The organism is Tenacibaculum sp. MAR_2009_124, from assembly GCF_900105455.1.
Classification (GTDB): Bacteria; Bacteroidota; Bacteroidia; order Flavobacteriales; family Flavobacteriaceae; genus Polaribacter.
The window spans coordinates 1,470,935-1,486,114 of record NZ_FNSF01000001.1 but is presented as its reverse complement, the minus strand read 5'-3'; the positions used below and the strand labels follow the sequence as shown (position 1 = coordinate 1,486,114).

General features: G+C 31.9%; 9 protein-coding genes. 5 read left to right on the top strand and 4 right to left on the bottom strand.

The features are described from left to right. Nucleotides 1–8 precede the first annotated feature (8 nt). On the bottom strand, nucleotides 9–1,403 hold the full coding sequence (gene mnmE, locus BLW23_RS05540) for a tRNA uridine-5-carboxymethylaminomethyl(34) synthesis GTPase MnmE (RefSeq protein ID WP_093668215.1): 1,395 nt from the start codon (nucleotides 1,401–1,403) through the stop codon (nucleotides 9–11). Nucleotides 1,404–1,564: 161 nt separating this feature from the next. Between mnmE and BLW23_RS05535 the strand changes: the two genes are divergently transcribed. Next, nucleotides 1,565–1,900 carry a DUF4870 domain-containing protein gene (locus BLW23_RS05535; protein ID WP_093668214.1) on the top strand — a complete coding sequence of 112 codons (336 nt, stop codon included), beginning with the start codon at nucleotides 1,565–1,567 and terminating at the stop codon, nucleotides 1,898–1,900. Between the two features lie 77 nt (nucleotides 1,901–1,977). Here the strand turns inward: BLW23_RS05535 and BLW23_RS05530 are convergent, their stop codons facing one another. Both BLW23_RS05530 and BLW23_RS05525 read right to left on the bottom strand, forming a co-directional pair. After that, a complete protein-coding gene (locus BLW23_RS05530; protein ID WP_093668213.1) occupies nucleotides 1,978–2,415 on the bottom strand; it encodes a DUF4268 domain-containing protein in 438 nt (145 codons plus the stop codon). Between the two features lie 169 nt (nucleotides 2,416–2,584). Continuing rightward, nucleotides 2,585–3,166, bottom strand: a complete 582-nt coding sequence (locus tag BLW23_RS05525; protein ID WP_093668212.1) for a MiaE family protein — start codon at nucleotides 3,164–3,166, stop codon at nucleotides 2,585–2,587. A 603-nt stretch (nucleotides 3,167–3,769) separates the two neighbouring features. Between BLW23_RS05525 and BLW23_RS05520 the strand changes: the two genes are divergently transcribed. From BLW23_RS05520 to BLW23_RS05505, 4 genes are all read left to right on the top strand, one after another. Beyond that, nucleotides 3,770–9,307: an alpha-2-macroglobulin family protein gene (locus BLW23_RS05520; protein ID WP_255362740.1), complete on the top strand. Its 5,538-nt coding sequence runs from the start codon at nucleotides 3,770–3,772 to the stop codon at nucleotides 9,305–9,307. A 92-nt stretch (nucleotides 9,308–9,399) separates the two neighbouring features. Beyond that, nucleotides 9,400–10,524, top strand: a complete 1,125-nt coding sequence (locus BLW23_RS05515; RefSeq protein ID WP_093668211.1) for a metallophosphoesterase family protein — start codon at nucleotides 9,400–9,402, stop codon at nucleotides 10,522–10,524. Nucleotides 10,525–10,611: 87 nt separating this feature from the next. Further along, nucleotides 10,612–12,153, top strand: coding sequence for a basic secretory protein-like protein (locus BLW23_RS05510; protein WP_093668210.1), 1,542 nt, complete (start codon nucleotides 10,612–10,614; stop codon nucleotides 12,151–12,153). A 127-nt stretch (nucleotides 12,154–12,280) separates the two neighbouring features. Beyond that, a complete protein-coding gene (locus BLW23_RS05505) occupies nucleotides 12,281–13,600 on the top strand; it encodes a DEAD/DEAH box helicase (RefSeq protein ID WP_093668209.1) in 1,320 nt (439 codons plus the stop codon). A 94-nt stretch (nucleotides 13,601–13,694) separates the two neighbouring features. On the opposite strand, the gene BLW23_RS05500 is transcribed toward BLW23_RS05505, so the two are convergent. Beyond that, complete coding sequence (locus tag BLW23_RS05500; RefSeq protein ID WP_093668208.1) at nucleotides 13,695–15,104, bottom strand: cytochrome P450; 1,410 nt, start codon at nucleotides 15,102–15,104, stop codon at nucleotides 13,695–13,697. Nucleotides 15,105–15,180 lie beyond the last annotated feature (76 nt).

Sequence of the window (15,180 nt, the reverse complement as noted above, 5' to 3'; positions counted from 1 at the left end):
TTCTTTCCTTACTTCCCAATACAAAAGTTTCCGAAAATATGACCTAAAATGTCTTTGTCTACATCATATTCACCCGTAATATTTCCTAAATGACGTAAACATTCACGGATATCAATAGCGAATAAGTCGGAAGAAATATTTAGTTCTATGCCATTCTTAACTGATTCAATACTCTCCAAAGCTAGAGTCAATGCTTCGAAATGACGAGAGTTGGTAACAATGGTTTCATTATTACTCAAAGCTCCAGTATTTACTAAAGACGTTAATTCGTTTAGCAAACTATCAATACCAATCTTTTGTTTTGCAGAAAGCAAGATAATATCATTTACTTTAGAGGTTAAATCGGTCTTTTTAGCTTCACTGATAGTATCAATTTTATTGACAATAGTTAATACACGTTTTTCTGGGAAACGCTCTTTTATTTGAGATGTTTCTTCTAAAAATGCAGTAGGGCTTTCAATAAATTTTTGGGCATTAATTAAAGAGATAATTAACTGCGCATTTTCTGCTTTTTCATAAGCTTTTTTAATACCAATGCTTTCCACAACATCTTCCGTTTCTCTTATTCCAGCAGTATCAATAAAACGAAATGCAACTCCATTAATAATAACTTCATCTTCAATGGCATCTCGAGTCGTCCCAGCAATATCCGATACAATGGCTTTTTCTTCATTAAGTAAAGCATTTAATAGCGTAGATTTACCAACGTTAGGTTCACCGATAATAGCTACAGGAATTCCATTTTTCATGGCGTTACCAAAAGCAAAAGATTCGATCAATCTTTTCAATACCGAAGAAATAGTAGCAACTAATTCTTTAAATCGGGTTCTGTCTGCAAATTCAACATCTTCTCCAGAAAAGTCAAGTTCTAATTCAATCAACGCGGCAAAATCGAGCAATTGAGCACGTAGTTCTTTTAACTTGTTAGTAATACCACCTCGCATTTGTTGAATGGCTACTTGGTGGGATGCAGCGGAGTTTGAAGCAATCACATCGGCAACAGCTTCTGCTTGACTTAAATCCATTTTCCCATTTAAAAAAGCACGCATGGTAAATTCACCATTATCGGCCATTCTACAACCATTTTGTAAAAACAATTGGATAATTTCTTGTTGGATATAACTCGATCCATGACATGAGATTTCAATTACGTTTTCTCCAGTGTAAGAATGTGGATTTTTAAAAATAGAAACTAAAACTTGATCAATTACTTGATTATTAGATACAATATGTCCCAAATGAAGTGTATGCGATTTTTGGTCTAACAGAGACTTTTCTTGCTTTACAGACTTAAAAACCTCGTTTACTATTGAAACAGCCTTTTCTCCAGATAATCGTATTATAGCAATTGCTCCTACACCAGCAGGAGTCGCCAAAGCAACTATGGTATCGTTTTGTATCATGATGCAAATATACACAGTAGGTAATCTTCGAACAAGTGTCTAGAGTATTGAAAATTTTTTAGATCGTTCTAAAAATATTGTTTTAAAGAGAAAGAAGGCACAAATGTAACAAAATGCCTTGTTAAGCGTCTACTTAGTATAACCAACACACGAAAGAGTAGATGAAGAGAAACAGTCAATTATTAGCAATTACCCATTTAAGTCAATTATTAGATTTTGTAACAGGAATCGGAGGACTCATAGTTCCATTAGTTATTTGGGCAGTAAAAAAAGACGAGATAGCAGATATGGATGAGCATGGACGTTCAATTATTAACTTTAGAATAACCATGTTTTTATATTTACTAATATGTATTCCATTAGTAATATTATTTGGTTTAGGTTTTTTAGGAATGCTTGTTATCGGAATATTTTACCTAATATATCCTATTATTAATGCTGTAAAAGCCAGTAAAAATGAAGAACCAAGTTATCCATTTACGATAAAATTTATTTAAAGCAGAAATAATAGTTATTTGAATAAGAGAATCGCCAATTTGGCGGTTTTTTTGTTTGTAAATGGTATAAATAGTGGTTAAATAGCTTGTTTTATAAAATCCTCATACTCGTAATAAAATAGCTCAAATTGATTCATAGCTTCAACATAGAATTCGTAACAATCTCTCCATGTATTTTTATTGTGAATACTAAATTTTTTTTCATGAAGTACATGAATACGACGAATAAGTTTTCGATTATCTAGTTCAAAATTGTCATCGAAAATGACCTCAGGTAAATATTCTGATTCTAGTATTTTCTTTAAAGAAAGAAGTTGGTCATATAACAATTCATTTGCGATATCTTCGGGATGTTCAAAATCTAAACAAACTGAAGCCTTTTTTCTGTCCGCTTGAAACTTAAAAGCAACTCCTTTAATTTTGGTATTGTACAAAAGCCACTTTCTAGGGAATGATTTTCCAAAACTCGTCCAAAATTCCTTACGAAGTCGAGCAGATTCTTCTTTACTAAACATTTATTCGGTTTTCAATTAGTGTTGATTGTTTTTTTATTTTTCAATTGAAAAAAATAGAGATAGTTTTACATAAACTCATAACTCATAACTCATAACTCATAACTCATAACTCATAACTCATAACTCATAACTCATAACTTAAAACTTAAAATTTAAAATTCGTAATTATTTACCCATGTACTTTTGCCATGTTACCTCTGTTTTTCATCATTTCTGCTTCAAAACTAAGAAGATCATTCCATTTCTTATCCACAATTTTCTTGTCCATATATTTTCTTGCATAGCCTAAAAATAAAGTATAGTGGTTCGCTTCTGAAATCATTAAATCAATATAAAATTTCGATAATTCTTCATCCTCCATATTATCAGCAAAAACTTTAAAGCGTTCGCAACTTCTAGCTTCAATTAACGCTGCAACTAACAGTCTATGTATTAGAGCTTCCTTTCGGTTTCCAGTATGAGGGAAAAATTTTTGAAGCTTTAAAGCATAATCATTTTTTGTAGCTTGCCCCAAAACCATTCCTCTATCAACCATAAGGTGATGAACCATTCTAAAATGTTCCATTTCTTCAATAGCAATATCACTCATATCTTTAACCATTTCAGTTTCTTCGGAATAATTAATGATAATAGAAACCGCATTTGAAGCGGCCTTTTGCTCAGCAAAAGCATGATCGGTTAACAATTGTTGTAATCCATTCTTAGCTACGTCGGCCCACGATGTTTCAGTTTCGAATTTTAATCCAAGCATAATTTTAATTAATAGTAAAAAGAGAATTCCTTTTTAGTAATTCTTCGAGTTTTATAATAATGTAAAAGATAGTGATATGAAATTGATTTTTCATTCCAGAAACAAAATTATGAAATATAGAGGCTTTAAGATGTATAAATCAGCTAAAAATAGCTAGTTTTGTTATATAATGCTATTTCAGTACTTTATAATTATGTAGAATTAAATTGCGCTTTAAATGATTGTTTTTTATGTAACTATTAGCATGTACGCTCATGAGTTTATGAGAGATGATGTTTTAACCATCAACGTAAATTAGACAAAGCCTATATAGAAACAACGAATACTCATTAAATAATAACGAATTCTAAATCCGAAGTTTTAAAGCAATCTTTTTAAGTAATTTTACTCAAGAACAACTGATGTTGCCGTTTTTTTGATAAAACTAATCCGATAAATGTGTTTGTACTTATTGTTTCGTATAAATCAATTGAATTGTTTTTTATCATTCAAGAAAAAAAATACAACATAGCTATACTACGTTTTCTTTTTTAGCAAATTGAAGAAGGTTAAATGAATTCAGTATAACTATTAGAAACTTATATGACTGTAAAAAATAAATAGATGAAAACTTATGCCATGAAATTCAAATCACGAATTTTAATTCTTTTTTCCTTGATCTTAGCTCTAATAGCATTGGAGTCTTGTAAACAGAAAGCTGAAAATGAAAGTAATATTAATGCTTATAGTGAATACATTAGTGTTTTTCCTGAAAAAGTAATTTCTAGTGGAGCTAATCTGCAATTTTTGTTAAAGCGAACACCTAATGTAACCAATGTTAATTCGGATGTTTTAAGTATTCAGCCAAAAGTAAAAGGAGAGGTAACATTCAAAAATAATATGTTAACTTTCGTTCCTTCAGAAAAGTTAAAAGGAAATAAGGAATATACTGCAACACTTCATTTATCCAAACTGTACGATAATATCGATAAAGATTTGGAGGATTTCACCGTAAAAATGAAAACGAAAGAGTTGTTATTTAGTGTTTCGTTAGAATCTCCAAAAGTATATACTAATGACTTGTATTATGTAGAAGGAATGCTTACAGCAAGTGATATTGTTGAAAGTAAACAACTTTCAAGCCTCGTTGCTGCCAATTTTAACGGAAAGCTAAAAAAGATTAAGTTCGATGTAACAGACGGTTTTACTTCTAAGGCATATTTTAAAATAGATAGTTTAAAGAGATTTGTAGATGACAAAGCTTTAAAAGTTTCATGGGATGGCGGTGCTATAAACTCATCATCAAATGGTGAAAAAGAAGTAATTATAACTGGTAAAAATAACTTTAAGGTATTAAATATTGAAGTAACTGATAGTGATAAACAACATATAGAAATTAGTTTTTCTGATGCCATTCAAAAAACACAAAATTTAAAAGGTTTAATTCAGTTCGCGAACACGCAAAAAAGAAATTTTACTTATAAGATCAATAACAACGTTGTAACAATTTATCCAGCGGCTTCATTTAAAGATAAAGTTACTATTGAATTATTTAAAGGAATTAAAAATATTGAGGGGTATACACTGAAAGAAAATTACACCGAAACACTGCACCTTAAGCAATTAAAGCCTTCAGTAGACTTTATTAAAAGTGGTACTATTTTACCTGATTCTGACAATTTAAAAATAAACTTTAATGCTGTAAACCTTCGTGCCGTTGATGCAACAATTTATAAAATTTATAAAAGCAATATTTTACAGTTTTTACAGTATAATAATTTAAGTAACAGAGGAAATATTCAATATGTAGGTAGACCCGTTGCTAAATACACCATTAATTTAACGGATCAAGGAGTAGATTTAAGCAAAGAAAATGCCTTTGCTGTGAATCTGGCGGATTTTGTTGAAGTGGATAATGGAGCAATGTATAGAGTCGAATTTAGCTACTCTAAGAAGTATTCAAATTATACATGTGATGGAAGTAGTCCGAGCAACACAATAGTTTTTGGTAAAAAAGAAGTAAATACCAAACAATATGATAAAGAGTCATCTTACAGCTACAATTATTATTATGACGATTATGAAGAAGATTATAATTGGAGGGATAGAGAAAATCCATGTACAAACTCATACTTTCGAAACAAAAAAATAACTTCAAACATTTTAGTAACCAATTTAGGTGTTATCGTAAAGAAAGGGAGTAATAACAAAACATTTGTTGCTGTCACTGATTTGTTAACTGCAAATCCTGTTGCAGGAGCTAAAGTAACATTGCACAACTTACAACAACAGCCAATAGCTGAAATGACTACAGATGAAAGTGGTATTGTTGAAATTGATGAAGACCATAATGCTTTTTTTGCTATTGCGTCGAAGGATAAAAGTACCACTTATATTAAATTGAATGAAGGAAATGCTTTGTCAATGAGTAAGTTTGATGTTTCTGGGGCGAAGTTGCAAAAGGGATTGAAGGGGTTTATTTATGGGGAGCGCGGTGTATGGAGACCTGGCGACCAGTTATTTTTAACGTTTGTATTGAATGATAAAGCCAACCCTATACCCGAAAATCATCCTATTAAATTTGAGCTAATAAATCCACAAGGAAAAATAGTAGACAGAACTGTTGTACAAAAGAATAGTACAAATATGTATCGTTATGTTCCAAAAACGGAGCAAGAAGCTATTACTGGTAATTGGAAGGTTAAGGTGGCCGTAGGTGGGGCTTCTTTTCATAAAAATTTAAAAATTGAAACCATTAAACCAAATCGTTTAAAAATTAAAATGAATGTAAACGAAGAGGTTATTAAAGCAAGTTCACCTATTGCTGGAAACGTGGAAGTAAAATGGTTGCATGGAGCTATTGCTAGAGATTTAAAATTAGATATAAACGGTAAGTTTACTCAATCGAAAACTACGTTTTCAAAATTTAATAACTATAATTTTGATGATGTAACAAGAAGATTCGGAACTGAGGAGTTTAAAGTTCTACAAGGAAATTTGAATAACGAAGGGAAGTCTAACTTTTCCGTTAAACCGAAGTTAGATAATAAGGCGCCAGGAATGCTAAAGGCTACTTTTATTACGAAAGTTTATGAGAATGGAGGAGACTTTAGTACTGATGTTTTTAGTAAAAAAGTGTCTCCTTATAAGAGTTATGTAGGATTTTTAGGTGCTGAGGAGCCGCAATCTAGGAATTACTTGTTCACCAATGAAAAGTATACTTTCAATGTCGCATCGGTTAACGAGAATGGAAAAGGTATAGCGAATAATTTAGATGTAAAAGTATATAAACTTTCATGGAGATGGTGGTGGAGTAGTTCAGATAATGGATTGTCAAGTTATGATGGAACTCGATACCATTCACCTTACAAAGCAATGTCTGTTAAAACCAATGGGGCTGGTAAAGGATCGTTTGATTTAAAAATAAGTGAAAATGATTGGGGACGTTATTTGGTAAAAGTAATTGATAAAAAGAGTAAGCATGTAACGTCATCTATAGTTTATTTTGATTGGCCTTCTTGGTATGGAAAAAAGAAAGGAAGTCAAGATAAAACCAATGCAACGATGTTGGTATTTACTACAGATAAAGAATCGTATAAAGTCAATGAAAAGGCTATTGTAAAGTTTCCTAGTTCAGAGGGAGGACGAGCCTTAATAACCATTGAGAATGGTACGCAGGTTTTAGATCATTTTTGGGTGGAAACAAAGGCCAAGCAAACGGAATTTTCTTTTCCGGTGCTAGCAAGTTATACTCCCAATGTTTTTGTGAATATTTCATTATTGCAAAAGCATAACCAAACAGTGAATGATTTACCAATAAGAATGTACGGTTCTATTCCAATGATGGTGTATGACCCTTCTACTAAATTAGATCCTCAAATTCAATTAGCAGATGAACTCCGCCCTGAATCAACAGCAGGAATCCGTGTGAAGGAAAAGGAAGGAAAACCAATGACATATACTATTGCCATTGTTGATGAAGGATTGTTAGACTTAACAAGATTTAAAACCCCAAATGCTTGGCATACATTTTTTGCTCGTCAATCTTTAGGAGTAAGAACTTGGGATGTTTTTGATGATGTTATTGGAGCCTATGGAGGAAAAGTACATCAGATATTAAGTATTGGTGGTGATGAATCTGAAGCGGGGAGTAAGAATAAAAAAGCGAATCGTTTTAAACCAATGGTTACCTATTTAGGGCCTTTTAATTTAGAGAAAGGAGAAACTAAAGAGCACAAGTTTAAAATTCCGAAATATGTTGGTTCTGTTAGAGCAATGGTAGTAGCTACGAATGCTGATAAAGAAGCTTATGGAAGTGACGAGAAAACGGCTTTTGTTCGTAAACCAGTAATGGTGCTAGCATCATTACCCCGTAAAATAACATCACAAGAAACAGTAACGTTACCAGTAACAGTATTTGCCATGACACCAGAAATTAAAAATGTGAAGGTAAAAGTTGTTCCAAATGAATCGTATACCATTTTAGGAAATAGCTCGGAAACTTTACGATTTAATCAACCGGATGAAAAAATGGCTTATTTTACGCTAAAGGTTAATGATTTTAAAGGAATAGGGAAAGTTAAGGTAGAAGCGAGTTCAGGAAGTGAAAAGGCAACTTACGAGGTTGAAATTGATGTATTGAATCCTAATCCTGTAACAACAGAAGTTAAAGATTTAATTTTAAAAGGAAAAGAACAAAAGGAGTTAAACTTTACGGCTTTTGGAACTATTGGAACCAATGTTGCAACGATCGAGTTATCGACACTGCCTCCAATGAATTTTACAAAAAGATTAGGGTATCTAATTCGTTATCCTCATGGCTGTGTTGAACAGACCACTTCAAGTGCTTTTCCTCAATTGTATCTTCCTGAAATTTTCGAATTATCTGAAGAGAGAAAACAAGATATTGAAAGAAATATCAAAGCTACGATCTCAAGGTTGTCTAACTTCCAGATATCAAATGGAGGATTGTCCTATTGGTCAGGAAATGGATATGCCAATAATTGGGGAACCTCTTATGCAGGTCATTTTATGATTGAAGCATCCAAAAAAGGATATGCATTGCCAATTGGGTTTAAGAATAAATGGATTAACTATCAGAAAGATCAGGCAAGAAAATGGAGGAATAATGACCGATATTATAATAATGGATTAAGTCAGGCATATCGTTTGTATACGCTAAGTTTGGCCAATAGTCCAGATTTAGCTTCGATGAACCGACTGAAAGAAACTTCAGGTATATCAAATGGAACGAAATTACGCTTGGCAGCAGCATATGCCCTTATAGGAAAGAAATCGATCGCAAATTCAATTATTTCTACCATATCTGAGGAAGAGCCAAAAACAAGATATTATTACAACTATGGCTCTGAAACTAGGAATAAAGCTATGGCTTTAGATACTTATACCTTACTTGGAAATGATACTAAAGCTATTAAATTGGCTAAAAACATAGCAGAAAAACTGTCTAGCTCGAAATGGATGAGTACACAAACAACAGCCTTTAGTTTATTAGCGATAAGTAATTATGCTTTACGAAACGGAAAAAGTGCGGGAATTGCATCTAAATATACTTTAAATGGAGCTAGTGAAGAGGTGAAAACAAGTAAGTCTTTATTTGCAAAAGATATTGCCATAAGTAAGAAAGAGAATGTAGTAAAGGTATTGAATAATGGAAATGGCGTTTTATATATCAGAGTTTTAAATAAAGGAATTCTTCCAGTCGGAGAGGAAAAAATAGTAGAAAGAAACCTGAAAACAAATGTTCTGTATAAAACAAAAAAAGGAGTTGAAATAAGTCCAAAGAACTTAAGTCAAGGAACTAACTTTATTGCAGAAGTAACTATTAAAAACGAAACAAGTTCTAAGGTTGAAAATATTGCATTAACACAGTATATTCCTTCGGGATGGGAAATTATAAATACAAGATTTACTGATTTTGGCAACAACACAACTTCTTCTAAAGTAGATTATACAGATATTAGAGATGCAAGTGTAAGTAATTATTTTACCTTAAAAGGATTCGAGACGAAGACTTTCAGAATACTGTTGAATGCTTCTTATTTAGGAGATTATTATTTACCTGGAGCTCAAGCCGAGGCTATGTATGATAATGATTATGTTTCTAGAACAGAAGGACAATGGGTAAAAGTAGTTAAATAAACTTTATAGTATTATTGGGTATTTAGACACTTTTAAAAGAGTTATATAAAAAGAAGTAACTATCTTTAGAAGTGTCTAAACTTACCCAAATTATGAAAAAACTAATTATGTTGGTGGCAATATGTGTAGTATGCATGTATAGTTGCCAGAATAAACAGAAAAAAACTTCAACAAGTACTTCACTAAAAACAACATCAAAAGATTCTGTTTCTTTTAGTTTTGTTTTTTTAGGTTGTAATAGAGTAGATCGTCATCAGCAGGGGGATTCAACTGCAACCAATGCGTCCACAGCAAATTTATCTGCCATGAAAAGAATTTGGACTGAAATTTCTGATCTGGAAACAAAGCCTGACCTATTTTTTTTCCTTGGCGATATGGTCTTAGCAGAATCGAATACAACGAATTTGGAAAATCAATTAGTGGCTTGGAAAAAACTTTATTGCAATGTTGATTTCAGCCCAATAAGTCTTTCAAAAATAGAAATGGTTGCTGTTCCAGGGAATCATGAGATGTTATATTGGCATGATTACAATGTACCACATCATGATGAATGGCCCTTAAAAGGAGCTACTGAAATTTGGATGAATGAAATGGAAGAATTCATGCCGGAAGACAGGGATGTAGTAAAGGGCAGGGATAGTATTAATAATCAAATGACATTTTCTTTTGTAAGAAAAAATATTGGTTTCATCTTAATGAATACGGATACATACAACGAACCAACAAAAGAAAACCCATATGGTTTGGAAGGTCAAATACCAACACAATGGATTATTAATAAAGTTAAAGAATATAAAAAAAAACCATCTATTGATCATGTATTTGTTTTAGGACATAAGCCTTATTATGTTAGTGGGAAGCCAAAAACAGGGCATAAAGGATTACCAGAAGGGCCAGTATTATGGCCAAAGTTGGAAGAAAATAAAGTGGTTGCAATGTTATCGGCTCATTTACATGATTATCAACGTATGCAACCAGGAAATAAGGGAACATATCAAATTATAGCTGGAAATGCTGGCAGTCCTGGCGAGGCGAAGTTCTTTGGGTATTCAAAGATTGATATTTTAGGAAATGGAGAAGTGAGGCTCACTTCTATGGGGTATAATATAGGTGATCCTTATTATGCACCAGTTCCAGAGAATCCGTCAACATTAAGAGATTCGACAATTCTTACTTGGGAAGCTAATAAAAATCCGTATCAAAATCAGAAGGATTAGTAATAGTTTATTCGAAAACTAAGAGGTTTCCTGTTCTCTTTCACTTGTATTAATGATTCTTATATTTGAGGAATAATATAAGTAACAATGAACTTAAAGAAGCTTTTATCCATAATATTGATAGTTGTAAGTGTTATATCTTGTAATCATAAGATAACAAATGTTAAATCCTTAAAGCAAGGATACAAAAGTATCTTATCGAAGAAAAGTATTGTAACAACCATACACAAAGGAATAAGTAATTCAGAAAATTTATCAAAGCTATATGATAAAAATAAGAATACTAAATTTTTAGTGACGGCACCGAAAAATACAATTACGATACAAAATGAGAATGTCAGTATTATAAAGAGTTATGCCATTACATCGGCCAATGATGCTCCAGGTAGGGATCCTAAGAACTGGATCTTAAGTGGTTCGGTTAATGGTGAAACATGGACAGTACTGGATAAAAAAAACGACCAATTATTTAAAAAGCGAAGAGAAACTCGTAATTATGAGCTTAAGCTAAATAATAAAGAATATTCTTTTTATAAAATAGAATTCGAGCAAAACAAGAAATCGGTTTATGGAGATACTTTTTTACAAATTGCAGAGTTCGATTTAAAGAAAATAACAAAGGCACCGATAGTAAAGTTTTCTAGTAAATCAACGAGAGCGAAAATAAGTGATACGATTCAGTTTCATGATATATCCTATAATGGACCAACATCTTGGAAATGGTATTTTGAGAATGGTATACCAAAATATAGTAGTGAGCCTGATCCAAAAGTATATTTTCCTGTTCCTGGCAACCATACTGTAAAGTTGGTGGTTAAAAATAAGTTCGGTAAAGATTCAGTTATTTCAAAGAGATATGTAAAAGTATACGATCCTGAAAACCCTTGGAAAGGTTTCCATTACCCTAAAGTAGAATTTACGTCAACCGATACTGTTTCTTTGGGATATAAAAGAGCCGTGAGAATCATTCCAGATTTTACGAAGGCAATCAATGAAGTTACTTTAGGGGTTTGTAAACAGTTATACAAAAACCTAAGTGAGGTTCCAGATTTTGAAAAAGTGAATTTTACATTCAATTGGAGTAATACACTTGCTGCAAGAGGAGGGAATAATACTATCATGGATTTATGGTTTAGTACAAAATATATTCAAAATGCATTAAAAGACGATACCGATGAAGCTGTGAAATATGAAATATATGGTGTTTTATGGCATGAACTTACTCATGGGTACCAGTTCTCTCCAAAAACCGAAAATGATAAATACAGACCTGGATATGACTATTTTGCTTTTTTAGAAGGGGAGGCGGATTTAGTAAGAATTAATGCTGGATATCATAAAACTCGTCACCCCGATTTAGGATTTAAAAACTATAAGTATTTATCAGGGTATACAACAACAGGTTTTTTCTTAAAATGGATTGTAGATACTTATGATGAAAACTTTATATATAAGTTTAATAAATCGGTTATAGAAATTAGCCCTTGGAGTTACAAAACTGCTTTTAAAGAAATCCTTAATAAAGACATTGATATTTTATGGAAGGAATATGAAGCTTACGTTAATGAATATGACAAAACGAAAAAAGTAATAAAGAAGAAAAGAATAGATTGGAAAAATATGAATTAGAAGTATTTTTGAAATCAGATAAGAGGAAGTCCGCATAAATTTTGCGGGCTTTTGTTTTTATACTATTTAGTTTATTAAAAAGGTTTAGATACTATATATCTTTGCACGACAAAATAAATTCATAGATATGAAGACAAATTTAATGAAAACCCAAAAAGATATTTTAACAAAATTAAATATCTATGAATTGAATGAAATGCAGAAAGAGGCTACTTCAACCATAGGTACAACAGATAATACGATTATATTATCACCTACGGGAACAGGGAAAACATTAAGCTTTTTATTACCTATTTTGAAAATGGTTGATTTAAGTTTAAATGAAGTACAAGTATTGATCTTAGTTCCTTCTCGAGAATTAGCAATTCAAATTGAACAGGTTGTTCGAGAAATGGGAACTGGTGTAAAAGTAAATGCTGTATATGGAGGAAGAGCAATGTCGAAAGATAAAATAGAGTTGAAGCATACGCCTAGTATTTTAATTGGTACTCCAGGGAGAATCTCGGACCATTTTTCAAATGATCGTTTTTCGAAAGATCATATTAAAGCATTGGTATTAGATGAATTCGATAAGTCTCTTGAGGTTGGTTTTGAATATGAAATGAGAGGCATCATTAATCAGATACCTGCAATTGAAAAAAGAGTTTTAACCTCTGCTACGCAAGAAATAGATATTCCTGATTTTGTGGAATTAAAAAAACCGGTAATCTTAAATTTTTTAACAAACAAATCGTCAGAGCGATTAACACTTAAAACAGTTGTTTCTCCTTCAAAAAATAAAGAAGAAACATTATTGACATTACTTCAACATCTAGGAAACAAAGATCAAGGAATTATTTTTGTAAACTTAAGAGACAGTATTGAGAAGCTAAGTGACTTTTTAAATAGAAAAGGTATAGCACATAGTTGTTTCTCAGGAGGTATGGAGCAGCGAGATAGAGAGCGATCACTAATTAAATTTAGAAATGGTACTAGTCAAATATTGCTAGCAACCGATTTGGCAGCGAGAGGAATTGATATACCTGAAATGAAGTTTATAATACATTATGAATTACCTCTGCGCGTAGAGGAATTTACGCACAGAAATGGTAGAACAGCTAGAGTTGATAAAAAAGGAACTGCTTATATTTTAAAATGGAATAATCAGGCATTACCTGAGTTTATAACAAATATCAAAATTGCTGATATTTCGCACAAAGAGCAAGTAACAAAGAGATACTGGGAGACCTTATTCATATCAGGTGGTAGAAAAGATAAAATTTCAAAAGGAGATATAGCTGGTTTACTTTTTAAGAAAGGGAATTTAAATAAAGATGAGGTAGGCGTAATTGAATTAAAGCAAGATTGTGCCTTTGTAGCAGTTCCTATTAAAGAAGCCAAGAAACTTGTAGATACTTTGAATAATGTACGATTAAAGAACAAAAAAGTTCGTATTTATATCGTATAGTGCTTCATATAGTTGATTCCCGTTGATCAACATTTTTATTGAATAGTTAAAATTTCACACCTGTAAGGTTTTCCGTCTGCTAAAGGTTAACAGATTACTTTACAGGATGTAGTTTTATAAATAGATTTTCTGGATAAACAATAAAAGAATGTTTTTCTGAAACATCATCTTTATTAACTGCCAATTCAATATCAAATTGTTTACAAACCATTGAGATTAAGGGAACCATTTCAGAAAGAGCTAAGTTCATACCTGGGCATAGACGAGGACCACCACCAAAAGCTTTGATTGTATGTATATCATGATTTTGATGCACAGGACATTTACTTTTTAACCATCGCTCAGGTTTAAATGTCATAGCGTCGGAGAAATGTTCATCGAGTCTTTGCGCATATCGATTTAACAAAATTAATTTAGTGTTTTTCTTAATTTGTAGCCCTTGAATTCGGCAGTCTTCATTTGCTTGAACAATTTGTTGCGTTGTTGTTGGATGAATTCGTAATGTTTCCTGAACAACGGCATTTGTATATTCTAATTGTTGATATTGCTCAAAAGTATTAGGAGCAGAGTGGTCACCGTATATTGAAAGCGCTTCATCTCTTACTTTTTTAATCATGTCAGGGTTTTGTGCTAAATAATACAAAACCCAAGACAGCGAGCTTGAAGTTGAATCTTCTCCTCCTAGAAGCATAGTGAAAATATTACCATATACTTCTTTATCACTAAAAGAACCGTCTATATTTTCAACAAGTAAAGCTTCTAAAAAATTTGTTGGACTTTCTTGTAATTTGGGATCTTTTTTTAAGTTTTCTTTCGCATGCCCTATAAACTTATAGATAGTAGTTTCAATATGTTTCAAGGAATTTTCTAGTTCTCTATCTTTTGATCTTTTATACCATTTCCAAATTGGAATAGGAGAAAAGTTTCGTTCATTTAACATCATGAAAATTCGTTCTAAATGCTGTTGAAAAATGGCATCTTTTCCATGAATGGCATTGAGGTTATACCCAAAAGCTATTGCCGTCGTAACGTCAATAGTAAAAAGCATAAACTCTCTTTGAATATCAATAGGTTGTTGAGTATTTGAAAAATGCTTGAATTTGGAAAGTAATGATTCCGACTTTTCTAATACAATAGGAAAATAACCTCTTACTTTTCTTAAGCTAAGAGATTCAGCTGTAAGTTTTCTATGTTTCTTCCAAGATTCTCCCTCAGCATTAAAAACTCCAGAAATTCCCATTTCTTGTAAAACAGCATTAATTTTAGGGAGTCTTTTAAATAATTTAGGACGGGCTTTTAAAATTTCGTTGTTCAAACTTGGAATGGCAGAAACAACGAATTTTTTATTCACTAAGTGAATAGAATAGATAGGGCCACATTCTTCCACTCCTTTTTCTAGGAATATATGCTTGTCACTTGCCTTAAAATTAGAATAATGCCCTAGTATAAATTTTCCTTTTGGACTTGATAATTTGTCCAAATTAATAGCTTCTAGTTCTTTCATAGTTTGGTTAAGATGAAAGAGTCAAAAATACTAGATTTAATCTTGAATAGCCATTAGCATTATAAAGTTTTAACGA

Coding starts and splice junctions, on each gene's coding strand:
- BLW23_RS05525 (WP_093668212.1), bottom strand. CDS start 3,166: ATGCTTGGATTAAAATTCGAAACTGAAACATCGTGGGCCGACGTAGCT.
- BLW23_RS05505 (WP_093668209.1), top strand. CDS start 12,281: ATGAAGACAAATTTAATGAAAACCCAAAAAGATATTTTAACAAAATTA.
- mnmE (WP_093668215.1), bottom strand. CDS start 1,403: ATGATACAAAACGATACCATAGTTGCTTTGGCGACTCCTGCTGGTGTA.
- BLW23_RS05520 (WP_255362740.1), top strand. CDS start 3,770: ATGAAAACTTATGCCATGAAATTCAAATCACGAATTTTAATTCTTTTT.
- BLW23_RS05530 (WP_093668213.1), bottom strand. CDS start 2,415: ATGTTTAGTAAAGAAGAATCTGCTCGACTTCGTAAGGAATTTTGGACG.
- BLW23_RS05515 (WP_093668211.1), top strand. CDS start 9,400: ATGAAAAAACTAATTATGTTGGTGGCAATATGTGTAGTATGCATGTAT.
- BLW23_RS05535 (WP_093668214.1), top strand. CDS start 1,565: ATGAAGAGAAACAGTCAATTATTAGCAATTACCCATTTAAGTCAATTA.
- BLW23_RS05510 (WP_093668210.1), top strand. CDS start 10,612: ATGAACTTAAAGAAGCTTTTATCCATAATATTGATAGTTGTAAGTGTT.
- BLW23_RS05500 (WP_093668208.1), bottom strand. CDS start 15,104: ATGAAAGAACTAGAAGCTATTAATTTGGACAAATTATCAAGTCCAAAA.